Annotated in this window: 12 protein-coding genes and 3 pseudogenes; 10 read left to right on the forward strand and 5 right to left on the reverse strand. The window is 68.2% G+C overall.

The annotated features are described in order from the left end of the window. Positions 1-41 precede the first annotated feature (41 nt). From AC067U_RS19420 to AC067U_RS19430, 3 genes and pseudogenes are all read left to right on the forward strand, one after another. On the forward strand, positions 42-1,235 hold the full coding sequence (locus tag AC067U_RS19420) for a HEAT repeat domain-containing protein (protein ID WP_478830962.1): 1,194 nt from the start codon (positions 42-44) through the stop codon (positions 1,233-1,235). A 757-nt stretch (positions 1,236-1,992) separates the two neighbouring features. After that, positions 1,993-2,466 carry a hypothetical protein gene (locus AC067U_RS19425; protein WP_478830963.1) on the forward strand — a complete coding sequence of 158 codons (474 nt, stop codon included), beginning with the start codon at positions 1,993-1,995 and terminating at the stop codon, positions 2,464-2,466. A gap of 91 nt (positions 2,467-2,557) precedes the next feature. Beyond that, positions 2,558-2,765 (forward strand): annotated as a pseudogene (locus AC067U_RS19430) (IS5 family transposase); the annotation flags it as partial. 791 nt (positions 2,766-3,556) lie between these two features. Here the strand turns inward: AC067U_RS19430 and AC067U_RS19435 are convergent. The 3 genes from AC067U_RS19435 to AC067U_RS19445 all read right to left on the reverse strand — a co-directional run bounded on the left by AC067U_RS19435 (position 3,557) and on the right by AC067U_RS19445 (position 7,165). Continuing rightward, positions 3,557-4,333, reverse strand: coding sequence for a DUF4253 domain-containing protein (locus tag AC067U_RS19435; protein WP_478830964.1), 777 nt, complete (start codon positions 4,331-4,333; stop codon positions 3,557-3,559). A 970-nt stretch (positions 4,334-5,303) separates the two neighbouring features. Further along, positions 5,304-5,891 (reverse strand): hypothetical protein, encoded by a 588-nt coding sequence (locus AC067U_RS19440; protein ID WP_478830965.1) that lies wholly within the window; start codon positions 5,889-5,891, stop codon positions 5,304-5,306. Between the two features lie 1,004 nt (positions 5,892-6,895). Continuing rightward, a complete protein-coding gene (locus tag AC067U_RS19445; RefSeq protein WP_478830966.1) occupies positions 6,896-7,165 on the reverse strand; it encodes a hypothetical protein in 270 nt (89 codons plus the stop codon). Between the two features lie 220 nt (positions 7,166-7,385). On the opposite strand from AC067U_RS19445, the gene AC067U_RS19450 reads away from it, so the two are divergent. The 7 genes and pseudogenes from AC067U_RS19450 (at position 7,386) to AC067U_RS19480 (ending at position 13,035) form a co-directional block, all read left to right on the forward strand. Further along, positions 7,386-7,625, forward strand: coding sequence for a hypothetical protein (locus tag AC067U_RS19450; protein WP_478830967.1), 240 nt, complete (start codon positions 7,386-7,388; stop codon positions 7,623-7,625). Between the two features lie 179 nt (positions 7,626-7,804). After that, positions 7,805-10,243 carry an FxSxx-COOH system tetratricopeptide repeat protein gene (fxsT, locus tag AC067U_RS19455; protein ID WP_478830968.1) on the forward strand — a complete coding sequence of 813 codons (2,439 nt, stop codon included), beginning with the start codon at positions 7,805-7,807 and terminating at the stop codon, positions 10,241-10,243. Between the two features lie 181 nt (positions 10,244-10,424). Continuing rightward, positions 10,425-10,625: pseudogene (locus tag AC067U_RS19460) on the forward strand (recombinase family protein); the annotation flags it as partial. Positions 10,626-10,677: 52 nt separating this feature from the next. Next, positions 10,678-10,875: a helix-turn-helix domain-containing protein gene (locus AC067U_RS19465; RefSeq protein ID WP_478831333.1), complete on the forward strand. Its 198-nt coding sequence runs from the start codon at positions 10,678-10,680 to the stop codon at positions 10,873-10,875. Between the two features lie 42 nt (positions 10,876-10,917). After that, positions 10,918-11,027, forward strand: a pseudogene (locus tag AC067U_RS19470) (glycosyltransferase family 2 protein); the annotation flags it as partial. A 325-nt stretch (positions 11,028-11,352) separates the two neighbouring features. Continuing rightward, on the forward strand, positions 11,353-12,591 hold the full coding sequence (locus AC067U_RS19475) for an amidase domain-containing protein (protein WP_478830969.1): 1,239 nt from the start codon (positions 11,353-11,355) through the stop codon (positions 12,589-12,591). 21 nt (positions 12,592-12,612) lie between these two features. Next, a complete protein-coding gene (locus AC067U_RS19480; protein ID WP_478830970.1) occupies positions 12,613-13,035 on the forward strand; it encodes a hypothetical protein in 423 nt (140 codons plus the stop codon). A 222-nt stretch (positions 13,036-13,257) separates the two neighbouring features. Here the strand turns inward: AC067U_RS19480 and AC067U_RS19485 are convergent, their stop codons facing one another. After that, positions 13,258-13,404, reverse strand: coding sequence for a hypothetical protein (locus AC067U_RS19485; RefSeq protein WP_478830971.1), 147 nt, complete (start codon positions 13,402-13,404; stop codon positions 13,258-13,260). Positions 13,405-14,178: 774 nt separating this feature from the next. Further along, a complete protein-coding gene (locus AC067U_RS19490) occupies positions 14,179-14,913 on the reverse strand; it encodes a hypothetical protein (RefSeq protein ID WP_478830972.1) in 735 nt (244 codons plus the stop codon). Positions 14,914-15,292 lie beyond the last annotated feature (379 nt).

Consider the following 15,292-nt stretch of genomic DNA (forward strand, 5'->3'; position numbering starts at 1 on the left):
GAGAAGGGGGCGTTGTCGGTGGGGGCTGGCACGGTGTGTGCATGACGGATAGCGAGCGTGCCCGTATGACGCGGATCCTGAGCGGGTTGCCGGCAGCGGCCCGAGAACTGCTGTTGAGGACGGACTGGGAGTCTCTCCAGCACGCCTACGGCTCCGGCGAGGACATACCAGTCTCCCTGTGTTCCCTCGTGGACGAAGATTCCGAGGTCCGGTCGGAGGCGTTGGCCGCGTTGGACACGGGCGTGTTGCACCAGGGCTCGCTGTACACCGTCACCGCGCCCGCGGCGCTGTTCGTCGCCGCGATCCTCGACCACCCCGTGGGCCTCGCCGAGCACGAGGGGCACTTCCCGTGGGACAACGGGCCGCCGCGCAGCTTGCGGGCCGCCCTGCTCGTCTGGCTGGGGCAGGTTGCCGAGTCTGCCGCCTACGGGGAGGATCCGGTGCGGGACCGAACCGACTGGCAGTGGGCGCCCTGGCACGACGGGACGCGACGCGAGCACGACCCGGACGAGCTCGCCGCACTGCAGGCGTGCCGGGAGATACGCCCCACCCTGTACGACGCCGTCGAGCCCTTCCTCTCCTCTCCCGATCCCCACGTCCGCGAGGCCGCGCTCGGCGCCGCAGTGCCGCTCCTCGTCGCCCCGGGGCTCGCCGACCGGGTGCCTCGGGCCGCCACGCTGCTGCGGGCACGGCTGGGCCCCGTGGCGGGGCGGCGGGAGCGAGCGAGTGTGGCGCGGGCGCTCGGCGTGTGGGGGATGGACACCTCCGACCTGCTCGCCGACTCCGACCCGGCCGTGCGGGTCTGCGCCGCGCTCGGTCCCGCCCAGGTTGATCGGCCACGCGCTCTCGCCGTCCTCCTCGACGCCCTGCGGGACCCGCGAACGACGGACGGCTGGTTCCCCGAGCCACTGCCCGGGCTCGACGGGTGGTTCCGGTTCACCGTGCTGCGCTCCGCGCTCGCCCTGGCCGAAACCTTCGAGGAGGTGGCACCGGTGGCGGTCGCCATCGTGGCCGCCGGCGGCACGTCGGTCACCGACCACGAACGCGGGCCGATCCTGCTCAGAGCCTTTGCTGGTGGCTACGCCCCGACCCACCCGCTCACCCCCACCCAACGCAACCTTTTGCGGGCCTTCGTGGACACCGACGAGGCGACGGGCGGCATCGCCGGAAACGTGTTGTGGTTCCGCGCGGCCGGGCTGCCCGAGAACCGGGAGGGCATCGCTGCGTTGCTGTGACCTTGCCCGCCACCGCACCCGCACCCGCACCCGCACCCGCACCCGCACCCGCACCCATGACGCTCCCCGCCTGAGGTTGAGCATCGAAGTTGTCCGCCCGGGCCATCCACGGTGCACGGTCACAGGTGGCACTCCAAGCCGCGTGGCTGCCGACCCATGACGCGCCGGCGCAGGATCCGGCCGATGTCGGCGCGACCGAGCTGCGTCGGCGGCTGATCGGTCTGTCGTGCCTTCTGCACACCCATCCGTTCTGGGCTTCGTCCGGTTACCGCCCTGCGAGCGGATTCGAGCTGCGCCTTCGGACGCGGGCACGCACCTGAGCAGCCGCGGCATGAGCGCCTGGCAGCCCGCTCCCTGCGCTGCGGAACAGTTCCCCGACGGTCTGATCGTTCTGCATCAACGGTGGACCGGCTCTTCAACCACCTGGTCGGCTGGAGTGGCCGTCGAGGGCTAGGAGCTGCGGGCGCACGAGGGTCCCGGTGAGGGCCTCGAACGTGTCGCGGCGGCGGTTTACCCACCAGGCCGCGGCCCCGGCCGCCCGCTCGGCTCGAAGAAACGACAGCCCGCCACCCGCTGCGACGTCGGACGAGTCCTCGCCACCTGTGAGTCCTCCACCCGACCCGCACACCACAAGGTCGGCACCGAACCCCGACGCAGCTCAGAACCGAGTACAGCCGGATGAATCTCCGAGCCGACAGCATGGAGATCGTGCGACGATTCGTTGGCCAACAGAGCCACGAGCGGGGATGAAGGGACGATGGAGTACATCAACCTGAATGCACGGATCGGCAACCTGTCGGGCGTCATATCCCCTACTCGATACCTGGAGCATCTGCCCTCGCTGGCTGACGATCTGCCGGTCGGGGCCCGGGGCTTCGCGACTGCCCCGGAGCACCACGACTTCTCCAGCAAGCGGTGTGTGAAGGACCTGGAGGTCCAGCACATCCGCGGTGTCGGAGCTGATGACCAGCAGATGGAGATCCAGTTCCGGCACAACTGCTGGAAGCACGACGAAGACCTGGTCATCCGCTACACAGGCGTCTCCAGCTTCGATGCCGGAAGCGTCGAGGGCAACGACTGGGCAGACCTCGGGACCGTGATCCTCGACGAGGTCCTGCCCCACCAGAACGGCTGCAGCCACGAGATCGCGTTCCGGAACGGCTCACTCTCCGTTGTCTGCCGTGACCTCGTCGCGAGCTGGACCGAGGCTGACTGCCCCAACGGTCCTTAGACCAGTAAGTCCTCACCACGCACAGCCAACTCCTCCGCCGAGGTTGCTCAGCAAGCCGGCAGCAGAAGCCGGCCGCGTCGCGGGCGGCCGCGACCACGTCGGCGACATCCACCTGCTCTCGAACATCGCCAAGGCCCATCCGCGCGTGAAAAGGTCCTGGGCCGGCACCGGCTACCGGACCAAGGCCATCGAGCACGGCGCCACCCTCGGCATCGACGTCGAGATCGCCCGCCGGGGACCCCGACCAAAGGGGCTTCAAGGTCATCCCGCGGCGCTGGGTCGGCGAGCGGACCTTCGGCCGGGGCGGCTGCAGACGTCGTAGGCCATGGAGCCGAGGGAGAGCACCACCAGCGGCCATACGAGCGGGGAGTCAGCGGGCACGGCGCCGGTCAGGAGAGCCGTGGTTAATGTGGAGGCCGCCAAAACCAGACCCGTGGTCGAAGAGGCTCTCCGCCGGTCCTGGAACGCATGCGCGGCCACGGGCTGCCCGAAGTGCGGCGTCGGGCCCGGACGGTACTGCCGGGACCGTACAGCCGGGGTTTGGTACGTAACCCGCTTTCACAGGCCACGGCAGGACGCCTCCGACGTCTCCCAGATCCTCGGCCCAGTTGGGATCCGCGGCCTAAGCTGGGCCCGGCGGAGGGGGCCGTTCGTCTGGGACAACCGCTCCGTCCCCGAGCTCTGACGGCCCGTGCACGGCGGATGCGCGCCCACGCGTGATGGTGCCTGCCCGAGTGTGCTCGCCGGCCACACCTAAGAGGCCGCACCGGTCCGAGGGTGGTCGACCGTGTGTTCTCTGGGACATGGCGCGGCGAGGCGAGGGTGCCCTAAGACTGGTGGGTCCTGCTCGACATGGCCGCTCCCACGCGCCTGTGCCGCCCGGTCTCCTCGCCCCGGACCCCGATGCCGCCGTCACGCCTGCACGTGCGTGAGGCGACCGCGCCGTCCGGCCGTGCCTGCGAGGGAGCGGGCCGCTGCCGCGATGTGGCCGATCCCGGCGAGGGCTGCGCAGACCCGGGGACGCACCGGTGCCCCGGCGGGAACTTTCCCGCCGGGGCACCGGTGCCATGTGCGCTTAATCCCGTTTTCATCAGTCCCAGCAGAATTGCCAGGTCCCGCTTCGAGCCTGCAGTTCCGCATAGGTCGTCGTGTCGTGCCCGTCGTGGCAGTACGCGTACTGCTCGATTGCAGCCTTCGCCACCTCAACTCGTGCTTGCGGAGGCCGGGCAACATCGACCATCAGCACTCCACTTGCCATGTACAGCAGCTCCGCCCCGAAACGGGCGTTCCAGGTATGCAGGAACGCCACGTGATCGGAAGCCAACATCATGCGACCGCCCGGCCCGTGGGACCAGTTGCGTGCGCGCGGATACGTCAGCAGAACGCTCGGCACCAAATAACCAGCTTGAGCTTCGACCAAGCACAGCCAGCGCGGATAGAAGTCCTTGCGTGGGCTGGAAACCCTAGGCTCCAAATTGATGGAACCGGCCAACTGGTCGGCATCAAAGTCGGCCCTCCACTCGGCCGCCTCTTCCTCGTCCGCGAACCTCAGACACTCCGCCAGCGCAGCCTCTTCGATTTCAGTGACGATCTCCTGCGGTGCAGTGAGCGCCCGGCCATCGAAGATCTGCTGCTCCTGGTGACGGGGGTCCACTAGGTCGGAGGGGTGTCCTGTGGTCAATACTGGGTGCCATCTCGAGTCGTAGCAGGCGGCGAGTAGCTGCCGCCACAGACTTTCAGCCTCCATCGGTGCGACTGGACGCCCCAGAACCCACTGCCCCGACGGCGCAAGAGCCTCCTCGATCACAATCGACGGATCTGGGGAACCCGCCCCCCGTAGGAGTTCTACTGCTTCGCTCTTCTCCATGCCCTGGCTCCTTTGCCCCCTGTTCCCAGCGCTATTCGTAGCGCTTGGTCTTATCGAATCCCTCGCCCATAATACGCACCGACTTCAGGCCGAGTGTTGTCTTGGTTGTGAATTCTCGCCTGCCAATGTCTTTGAAAACCGTCTCCGCTAACCGTTTCCGATGCCACCATCCAGCATCTCCGGGCCGCTATCGAGCAGGTGAATCCGGGCTGAGTAGCCGGAGCGGTAAAGCCCGACTGTACCTGTCAGCGCCCGCTCCGAGTCACCTGCTCGGCGTAGACTTCTGCACAGCCTGCCGAGAGCGACGTACAGCTGCGGGGAGGCCGGGGGGTGACGGACCGTCGACCCGGTCTCTCCACTACTGGATGACGGTCCGGTGGGAGGCGCCAATGCCCGGTGCCGCAGATGACCCGAAGCCCGAAGGCGAAGGGTCCGGACGGAACCGGGACGAGGCCCAGAGCACGAGGCGTGAACTGGTGGCCAAGTTGCTGGTCGAGGTGATTCTCCTCGATACGGCCAAGGAGGTCGCCAGCCGGCTGTACGACCTGATCGGCAGCTGGCTGTAAACGCGTGCGCCCCCCGTCGGTTGCAGCCGACGAGAGGCGCGAGTGCGGGATGAGTCCCGGGCGGTCGCTGTCAGCTTTCGCAGGCGAGGCAGCGGCCGCTTTCTCATTGAGTGTTGCCGCGCCCCGATGACATTGCACATCAGAGCACGAATAAGCAACACCCCCACCTTAGCGCACTGCGTTGTGCGCTACTCCCGGATCTGCCGCTGTCATGACAGTAGACATGCAGGTCAGGGCTTCGTACTTGACCAGGTGGCCCATCTAGGCCGCACCGATCCGGCCAACCGGATCGTGCTGAGCAGCGCGTGGCTCCTCGCCGACCAGCCCCGGTGCGCAGATGTGCACCGGGGCTGCGGTACAGCGGGCACGGCACCGCACGGCGGAGGCATGCCCGCCCGGGGACCTCAGTGTGGGGTCGCCCCGGCAGCGATCTGCTCGCGGACCTCTGCGGCGCCGACCACGATCAGCAGGGTGGCGGGCCCCCCGGACCCGCGCCGGACAGTGACGCTGCCGCGCCCCTGCGGCAGGTCTGTCGACGCCTCGCCGCGGTACTCGATCACCATCGCGTTCCTGCCGCACGACATTGACGCCCATACGGCACCGCCGGAACCGGACACGGTGTTGTACGGACCCGCCGGGTAGCGGGAGTCGGCCGCGGTGTCCCGCGGCCACGCCGAACCCAGTTGGACGGGCGGCTCCTGTGGGGAGCCGCCGTCGGGCGCGGCCCTGAACCCGCAGCCGTCCTCTCCGGCGTAGGCGAGCAGGCGTCGAGAGCCGACGTTCACCTCGGCGAGGACTCTCGGCCCCGGGCCCGTGAGAGAGGTGCCGAGCTCCGCGAGGGGGTCGCCGGCCACGTCCGCGGCCGGCGCTGTACGGAGCGGGACGGACGCGTCCTGCGGCCGCCCGGACGGGCGGCCTCCGCCCTCGCCGCCGTCGCAACCTGCAAGCAGCAATGTCAGCGCGGCCAGGACCACGGGTCGAATCTTGTACACGAAGTCACGCCACCCCATTATTGCGTCGTTACGACAGCCACTGATTGAAGCAAACCCCCACGGGCTTGTACGCGTACACCTTCTTCTTGGTGGGGATGCTCGGCTGAAGCCCTTCCCACACATCCCCCATGTAAACGTTGTAGAGCGGGAATGCCTGTACGGTGCCGAACTTGCCCGAGGGGACTTCGTATCGCGTTTCGTTCTTTACCGTGTAACTTTTCGTGACGTCCCAGCCGACACCGTACGAGACGCACTTGGCGTCGATTTTGGTTTCCCTTTTAACGGTCGCAGCGACGCCCCTGTGAGAACGAGAGTCGTCTTTCCGCGACCGCTCGACTGCTGAATCACATCGGTCCCACAGCTCTGGCCCAGATCCTGGACGTTGCGCAGCTGCTGGAAGGCGGTGGCACCGAAGGACGGGGTGACGGCTAACGTGCCGGCCTGCGCAGGCGCCCCGCCTTCGGTCAGCTTGACAACGGTGTTGGGGCCAGGCTGGAAGAACTTGCCGTCACTCGATATCGAAGAAGCGGGAATGCCATGGATCGGCGATTCCGCGGCGTGCGAAACCCCTCCGCCGGCACTGATGGAAAGCAGGGCCGCGCAGGAGACGGTAACGGCCGAGGCAATTGAGCGCCGGGACAAGCTGGTGGTTACGTCTACTCCTCAAACTTCCGAGAATCTTTCAATTCGCACCGCGCTCATGGCTCCAAAGCGAGGGGCGATGCTTTCCCAGAATCCTGTGGGCTTGAGTTGTGATGATCAACCACATCGGCTCACATGTGTCCGGCGTCACATGGAAACCTCAAATGTGCCTCAATTTCAGTCCGCATCCTGATGACTTCAAGCCGTGTCGGGATAATTCTCGCCAGAAGCGCCCCTGAGGCTGGGGGCGCTATTTCGGACACCGGATCCGATTTTCTGGCGGATTGCTTTCGGGTGAAAAAGAGACGCCCCCGACCCCGGGGGCGTCCCGGCGCAGACCGAACGGCTCGCCGGTCGTCCCGTCAGGATTCCTCGATCGTGAAACGGCCCTCGGTAAAGGGGATGCGGAGCGCTGCTTGGCCGGCCGGGCCGGCGGCCGCGGCGTCCTCCAGCGCCAGGCGGGCCTGCGGGGTGGCCGGGTGATCGCGCCAGTACGGGTGGCCGGAGACCGCCAGGCCCGCGCGGGCCAGCTCGCCCGCCAGGGCGGTGCGCAGAGCGGGATCGCCGACCATGCGGTTGTGGAGGCTGATCTGGGCCTGCTTGAGCCGGACCAGGTCTTCAGGGAAGTCCACGGAGATCACCTCGTTCCACGATCACTCGTCTGCCAACCGCGGCTAGTAAAGCAACTGCATTGGCCAGCGAAGGCCCCAGACCCCACCGGTCCGGTCGAGGACCCGTCGGTGGTCAAGCGGACGACTTTGGGCGGTTGGATGCCCTCGCCACGGCCAGTACTGAAGGTCTCGCCGCCCAATCACCCGGCTCGACCGGCTCTCCCGCTCAGTGCTCCACCTGGTGACCCTCGGCGCCGACCTGCGCGAGCGGGGTATCGGGCTGCACGTGAGGCGGATCGCTGACGCGCCCGACGAGGACCGGCGAGGACTGACTGCGCTGTTCTGGTCGAACATCAACCCGTACGGCACCTTCCGCCTCGACATGGACAATCGGCTCGACCTGCTGCCTGCCCTGGTGCCCGGGCCGCGCCGCGCGGCGGATGACGGCGTTCAAGCAGCAGGCTCGGCATCCGGCCGCTGAACCGGAGCGACACCGCCGCCCGCGTCGTGACCACCCGCAACCTTCCATGGACGCGATCCAGGCGGGAGCATCCTGGTGACGGTGGACGGGGGTGGCAGACCATGGGGCGTGGACGGGGTGCGTGGGCCGGGTCGGCGGTAGCGGGAGGGGCCGCATTGGTGGCGGCTGTGCTGGGGCCGGTGGCCAACTACGCCAGTGCCGCGGTGCCTGGCTGGGCGGCGCAGGCGTGGGTGATCTGGCCGGTGTTCGCCGTATTGGTGGCGGTCAGCGTCGGGCTGTTGCTGTGGGGCCGGCATCTGGATGCCGCCGCAAGGCCCCCGGCGCGGCTGGCACCGGTGAGCCGACTGGCCCGAGGCCAGCAGGCTTCGTTACGCCCCCCGCATGTTCAGCGCGTGCGGGGGCGTGAGGGAGAACTCGCCGTGCTGGCGGGCATGCTTCGGCGGCCACAAGGCCGGTTCGCGGTGCTGTGCGCGGTCGGCGGGATGGGCAAGACAACGGTGGCCGCGCAACTGGCCACCCAGGCCGAGGCGGCGGGCTGGCGAGTGTTTTGGGTGCGCTGGCGCGACGGCGCCGAGCTGGCGCAGCAGATGGTGCAGGTGGCGCTGGCCTGCGGCCTGCCAGAGGCAGAGCTGGAGGCCGCGCGAGCGGGGCAGGCGAGCCTGCCGGATGTGGTCTGGCGACAGTTGGGCCGGGTGCGGCGGTGGCTGCTGGTGGTGGACAACGCCGACGAGCCGCACGAGATCGGCCCGGCAGGGGAGCCGGTGGCCGACTACCGCGGCTGGATCCGTCCGCACGGCCGGGGTCTGCTGGTGGTGACCAGCCGGGATGGCAGCGAGCAGACCTGGGGTCCGTGCGCACGGCTGCTGCCGCTGGAGCCGCTGCCGGTGCGACCTGCGGGGCAGGTCCTGCTGGACGCTGCTCCCGCGGCCGGCACTGCCGAGCAGGCCCGGGAGCTGGCGGCGCGACTGGGGGGGCTGCCACTGGCGTTGCACGCGGCTGGCACCTATCTGGCCGGACCCACCAGCCGCTACCGCACCTTTGCCGCCTACCGCCAGGCCCTGGAACAGGAACTGCGGTTCTTGTTGGGAGCGGCGCACCCGAATGCCTCCCATCCGCAGGTCGCCCGCGCCGTGGTGCGGCATACCTGGGAGGTGTCCTTGGACCAGCTCGCCGGGGAGGGCAACGCTTTGGCCCGCCCCTTGTTGCGACTGCTGGCCCTGCTGGCTCAGGCCCCAGTCCCACTGTCCCTGATCACCCCGGACCTGCTATCCGTCGTCACCGGACACGACGTCACCGCGGTGACCCTGGAGGCCGCGTTCGCCGGCCTGCACCGCTACGGTCTCCTCGGCCTGCCCCACTCTCCCGGCAGCACCGGCCCGGCGTCGGGCGGCAGTGAGGGGGCGCAGGTGGTGCTGCATCCCCTGATCCGAGAGATCAACGCTGTCGCCCTCACGGCCGAGACCTCCGAGCTCGCCGTGTGGCACCGGGCCCTTGCCGAGCGGCTGACCACGGCCGTGCACGAGGCCGACCAGCGCGGGCGCGCTGGTTGGCCTGCAGCCGTGCTCCTCGCCCCCCACCTGCCTCTGCTGCTCGACTACGCGGACCCGCGCACCGCCACACACCACCGCACCACTCTCAACGCCCTGGCGCAGGCGCTGCAGAAGGCCGGCGCTTTCGGTGCGGCGCGCCTGCTGGATGAACGGGTCCTCGACGTCGCGACCCGCATGCTGGGCCCCGAGCACCCCGATACCTTGACCAGCCGCAACAACCTGGGCAATGCCTTGTTCGGACTGGGAGAGCCGGCCGAGGCAATACGCCTGCTGCGGCAGACCCTGGAGGACCGCGCCCGCATCCTGGGCCCCGTGCACCCCGACACCTTAACCAGCCGCAATGACCTCGCATGCGCTTTGGACGGGACGGGTGAGCATGCCGAGGCGGTGGATCTGCTGCGGCAGACCCTCAACGACCGTACCCGTGTCCTGGGCCCCGAGCATCCGCATACGCTGGCCAGCCGGGACAGCCTCGGTCTCGCCCTGGACGGAATGGGCGAGCACGCACAAGCAGTGCGCATGCACCGGCGCACCCTGGAGGACCGCACCCGCATCCTGGGCCCCGAGCACCACCTCACCCTGCTCAGCCGCCACAACCTCGCCAGCGCCCTGACCAGGGCGGGTGAGCAGACGGAAGCGATACAGCTGCTGCGGCAGGCGCTCAACGACCACGCCCGCATTCTGGGTCCCGAGCATCCGCACACGCTGGCCAGCCGGGACAGCCTCGGTCTCGCCCTGGACGGAATGGGCGAGCACGCACAAGCAGTGCGCATGCACCGGCAGACCCTGGAGGACCGCACCCGCATCCTGGGCCCCGAGCACCCGGACACCCTTGCCAGTCGCCACAACCTCGCTCTCGCTTTGACCAGTGCAGGTGAGCAGGCCGAGGCGATACAGCTGCTGCGCCGAACCCTCGATGACCGCGTCCGCATCCTGGGCGACGAGCACAGGTATACCTTGAGCACCGGCAACGCGCTGGAGGCAGCGCTAGCCATGTCCACCCAACGGCCACAGAGCCGGTGGTGGCACTGGCCGCGGCGCAGGAACGCCGCAGCCAGTGGCGGTTGAGCAGGCCCCGTATCCCCGAGCCGCCGCCAAGCGTCAAGTAGCACTCTGTAATTACTGTTGCATTGTGTGAGCGTCCCCGATCGTCAGATTGACGCCCTGCTGCGGGCCGGCGTCGAGCGCGACAACATCCACGTCGACAAGGCGAGCGGCGAAGGTGTCCCGGCCGAAGCTCGATCTCGCCATGCAGCTGCTGCGCGAGGGCGACACGTTCAAGGTCACCCGGCTCGACCGGCTCTCCCGCTCGGTGCTGCACCTGGTAACGCTCGGTGCCGAGCTGCGCGAGCGCGGCATCGGGCTGCACGTCATCGAGCAGGGCATCGACACCTCCACGATGGAGGGCCGGGCGATGTTCGGGATGCTGTCCGTGCTGGCCGAGCTTCAGCGTGAACTGATCGTGGCGAACACCAACGACGGTCTCGCCTCCGCACGGGCCCGTGGCCGGGTCGGTGGGCGGGCCGAAGCTCACCGCGGATCAGGCCGCGCTCGCCCAGCGTCTCTACGACGAGCGGGAGAAGACCGTCCAGCAGATCGCGGACAGGTTCGGCGTACCCCGGTTGACGGTGTACGGGCACCTCGACAAGATCAAGACCGTGCCCCGCCAGGCCAAGAAGACCACGGTCGCGAAGCCCTGACCGCTACTTTGCGGCTGGGGTCAGAGATAGGAGTTCGGGGCCTTCTACGCCCACGAGGAAACGGACTTCGCCTGGCGGGCGCTCGACGCCGGCTGGGACATCGACTACCGGCCGACATGGTGCTGCAACACCCGCGCACGGGCAAATCAAAGGCCTGGTGGAGTTGCCCACACGCTTCAAACACATAGACGCGGCGACAATCACCTGCGGTGTCGCACCTGGGGAAATGCGGCTCTGCGCGTCTCGATTGAGCTCAGCGCCATCGAAACAACGCTCACCTCTACGAGTCCCTGTCACCGCCGCGCCCCCAGCCCGCTCTTGGGGCAGGCGCCGGCTGCGGTTCCCGTATTCAGCCAGAATATCGATGATTATAGGACAGGTGATCTTTCGCCGTACCCCTCTGGGGCGCGCTATGGCGTATACAGAGGCAGAGGCTGGCGCGGCCTTACCCCGGGGGGACCATTGCACAGAACAGCTGTGCTCATACGTACTGCCGGTGCCGCATCAATGGTGTTGGCTTCGCTTGGTATCACCGTTCCTGCCGCGTACGCGGACACCGTCGAGCTGTCGCAGGCTGACACCACGCTCTTGGTGCAGATGGCCGACTCCTACCTGCAGCGGCGCGCAGATGCCGTCACGACGGCCCCGCCGGTCCGGCCCGCTGCGGCGGTAGCGATGACCGATGCCGCAGCCGGTGAACTGGCCGCGGATCTGGAGGTACTGCAGCACAACGCCCACGTCCTCGAAACGGTCGACGGCGGATACACGCGTGCCGAGGTAACCACCACGGCGGAAGAAACGTCTCTGAGCGGGAACACCGCGACGGTGAAGGTTACCGAGGACACCCGCCTGTACTCTCCCGGCCCCAAGGGCGGGGAGCCCATCTATGAGGAGTACGTCCTCCCGCACACTCTGACGTTCACGCGTTCCGCCCAGGGGCGGTGGAAACTCGCCAACGCCCAGGCCGAAGTGAATCGCTCTGGTCTGCTGCCCAGTACGCAGATCAGCAAGCCGATCGACGGCGGAGGCCCGCTGCCCGGCCCCGCCGAAGAGTCCAGCCCGGGTGAGGAGCCCAGCTCCGCCGAGGAGCCCAGCCCGGCCGAAGAGCCCAGCCCGGCCGAGGAACCCGCCGCGGAGTCCCAGGACGCGGGGCCGAAGGCGAAACCCAGCAGCACCGAGATGCCGGCCTTGGGGGTGATGGCGGTTGAGGCGAAGCCGATGGTGACGGCCTCGTACAACTACAACAGCATGGTCTTCTACGCGAAGAAGCACGCGCTGCGCCCGAACTCCGCATATCGCAAGTACAGCAACGACTGCACGAACTTCATCTCCCAGGCAATGCGTGCGGGCGGCTGGACGGAAACGTCGGGCAGCGCATTTTCCCGCAAGGACAACCGCAGGTGGTTCTACGGCAGCTACACCTCGAACACCAGCTACACCTGGGCGGGTGCGGAGAACTGGTACTGGTACGCCAACCGCCACTCAGGCAGGACCAAGGCGCTGGACAACGTGTGGAAGATGCTTCCTTCCGACGTTCTTCAGATCGACTTCGCCAGGCCGCGCCCTGACGGGAACATCAACCACACCATGATCGTCACCGCCAAGGTGGGTAGCGTGCCTCTCCTCAGCGGACACACCAACAACGTCTACAACAAATCCCTGCACAAGATCCTGGCCGAGAACCAAGGCGCCTGGTTCTACGCTCACCGCACCTGATCCGAACAAGAGGAGCGTCTTGTGAGAAAGGCCCTGGCACTGCTGCTGGTATCCGTTGTGGGTGGGCTGCTCGCCGCCTGCTCCAGTGAGGGCAGGAGCGAAGAGGAGACCGCGAAGGCATACATCTCCGCGCTCAACGACCGCGACCCGAAGGCACTGTTGGCTCTGGCGAGGAAGACCGACGGCTTGGTGGGGATGGAGGAGGACGCCGAGGAAATCATCGTCAAGGATGGCGGCCGCGGCCTGAAGATCACCGACATGAAGGTCACCACCCCCACGTCGCCCGAAGCCGCCGACGTGGACGTCAGCGGTACGGACAAGGCCGGGAAACCCTTCACCATGCGCGTCTACGTCTCCCGTGAAGGGGACGCGAGGGACTGGACCATCAACCTGGGCCGATACGAAGGCACCCCCAAGCCAAACCCCGCCGCGACCGGGGCTTGACCCCGGATCCTGGACACTCGAGACACTTGGATCTTGAGTGTCCAGGAGAACGGATGTCCCGTGGTGATGAAGCACTACCCGTCGGAGTTCAAGGCTGGCGCCGCGAGTGGGCGGCTGGCCCGCTCCGGCGCTCGCCCGGCGCGCTGCAGGCGTCAAACGACCGGTCACAGATGCCCCTCGTTGTCTCGACCGCGCCACCGCATGAGCCGCTTTCCCGCCCGGTCAGGTGGCAGGCGGGGAGTGGGTGACGGCGTCGGCGGAGAGAGTGGGTGCGATCTCTTCGAGGTCGGGGTGGGTGGCCGCGACGGCACGCAGGACCCGCAGGACTGACTGGGGTTCGAGGCGGTTGCCGTTGACGGTGGTGAACAAGTGCCCGGAGTCGGGTACGGCGTTCGCGCGGATCGCCCGGGTCTGCGATGTCCTCCCAGCCTGCAGCGGCGGCTTTCCAGGCGTGCGAGGACTCCCGCAGCACGGCAGCCGCGTCCTTGAGGCTGTCCCTGGCGGGACCTTCCGGCAGGCTTTCCGCGACGTGCAGCAGGGTCCGTCCCGCCAGCAGCCGGCCCATGGCGTTCCAGCGGGAGATCTGCTTGAGGTCCGAGCCGCTCAGCCGGATGTCCGAGCGGTCGTGGAGGGCCGTGTACGCGGCCCGGGAGAGACGATCGCAGTCGTCCCCGAGCCGGGCGGTGACGGCACTGGTCGCGTCGGAGGGGGTGGCCTGTACCGGCTCGACGGGCAGGATCGCCGGGAAGCTGGCCAGGGCGTCATCAGCGTTCCGCGTCGAGGCCCGCGCATACACGGAAGCTCGGGCGAGGGATGTCCGGCTCTGGGTGAAGGCCTCGACAGCACCAGGATGTTCTGCTCCCTGCGACAGGCGGTGCACGACCTGGCCGGCGGACCAGGCGACCTCGGAGTAGCGCTGGGCGAGGTAGTCGAACGCCTTCTCGTTCCGCATGGGTAGGCGTACGGGGTCAGCGGAGCGGGTCCTCGGAGTCCAGCTGCGCGTGCATCTCCAACAATGCAGACATCAACATCCCCTCCTTCGTATCGGAATGGGAATGATCGTCCCACCCGGGACATGAGACACGAACCAGCCTGTGGACAGGACGTGCCCTGTGGAAAGCGCTGAGCGGACGATCACTCGCTTCAGTCACCGGTCGGGTAGCCCAAGAGCCGACCGTCCACGAGGACCAGGCCGAAGTACTCGTTGACCACGACCGGCGCGGCCTCCGGCCGAGTGGGCATGTCCTTCCCGGTCAGCGCATCCAGCGTCACTGCTTCCTTGGAGGCCTTGCCGTACACGCGGCCGTGCCAGGCCGTGGTGACAGCGGGGACGAGGCGCCCGTCTCCCTCTCGCAGGTCCCAGATCTGGCTGCCGGATGCCGCATCCAGAGCGACCACCGAGAAGCCGTCCACGCAGACCAGGGTCGCCGCAGCGTCGTGCATGCAGCTCAGCCCCTGCATGTGCGCAGCCAGGCTCTGCCGGACCTGCCCCGAGTCGCCGACGAGGAGGTCGTCGAAGTGGGTGGGACCGAGGTAGCCCCGGACCCGGACCAGGGAAGGGCCGGCCGCCTGGACGGACACCAAGGTACTGGGTTTGCCGCGCCACCTCTCCGTGCCGCGGGTGACCTCCCATCCGGCAATGACCTGGGTGTCGTTCTCGGCCGGGGCCAGGCCCACGGCCGTGCCGGCGGCAACGGCCCCGATGGCGGCGTCCGGCAGCGTCCACCGCAGCTGGTGGGTGGTGAGGTCGATGCCGTACGAGACGGAGCGCTCCCTGTTGTGCATGCTGATCACGGCGACGCCGGCGTGCGCACCGACCGCGGAGACCTCCACTCGGCTGGAGGAGGAGTTGACCCAGTCCGGTAGACGGACGGTCATCTGCCAGGCTGTTCTCCCGGTTTCGGCAGCGACGCCGACGACCTCCAGCATCCCCGCCGGGACCTGAGTGCCGGACCCTCCCCCGACGGTCAGGAACGGGACGACAGCCTCGGCCTCACCACCGTTCGTACTCCTCGTCGTGCGCCCGCCCATGTTGATGATCTTGTGGCAGCATCGCACGTCCGGCACCACCAGGCAGCGGCTTTGCCAGGGCTCCCTCAACGACCCCGGGCAGTGGCGCCTTTCTACTACCTCGGTGGTGATGGCGATATTTGGAATTTTCCCCACCGAGCGCTCAGGGATGCCTCAGAGTTGCTCAGGTTGATTCCCCAGACCCGCGCCGACTTGCCGCGGTCGGCTTCTTCCGCCTGGGTGCCAC

It is taken from the genome of Streptomyces sp. NPDC043853 (genome assembly GCF_056436025.1).

Bases quoted from the DNA above. Each gene is read 5' to 3' on its own strand.
- AC067U_RS19420 (WP_478830962.1), top strand. From the start codon at position 42: ATGACGGATAGCGAGCGTGCCCGTATGACGCGGATCCTGAGCGGGTTG.
- AC067U_RS19425 (WP_478830963.1), top strand. From the start codon at position 1,993: ATGGAGTACATCAACCTGAATGCACGGATCGGCAACCTGTCGGGCGTC.
- AC067U_RS19435 (WP_478830964.1), bottom strand. From the start codon at position 4,333: ATGGAGAAGAGCGAAGCAGTAGAACTCCTACGGGGGGCGGGTTCCCCA.
- AC067U_RS19490 (WP_478830972.1), bottom strand. From the start codon at position 14,913: ATGACCGTCCGTCTACCGGACTGGGTCAACTCCTCCTCCAGCCGAGTG.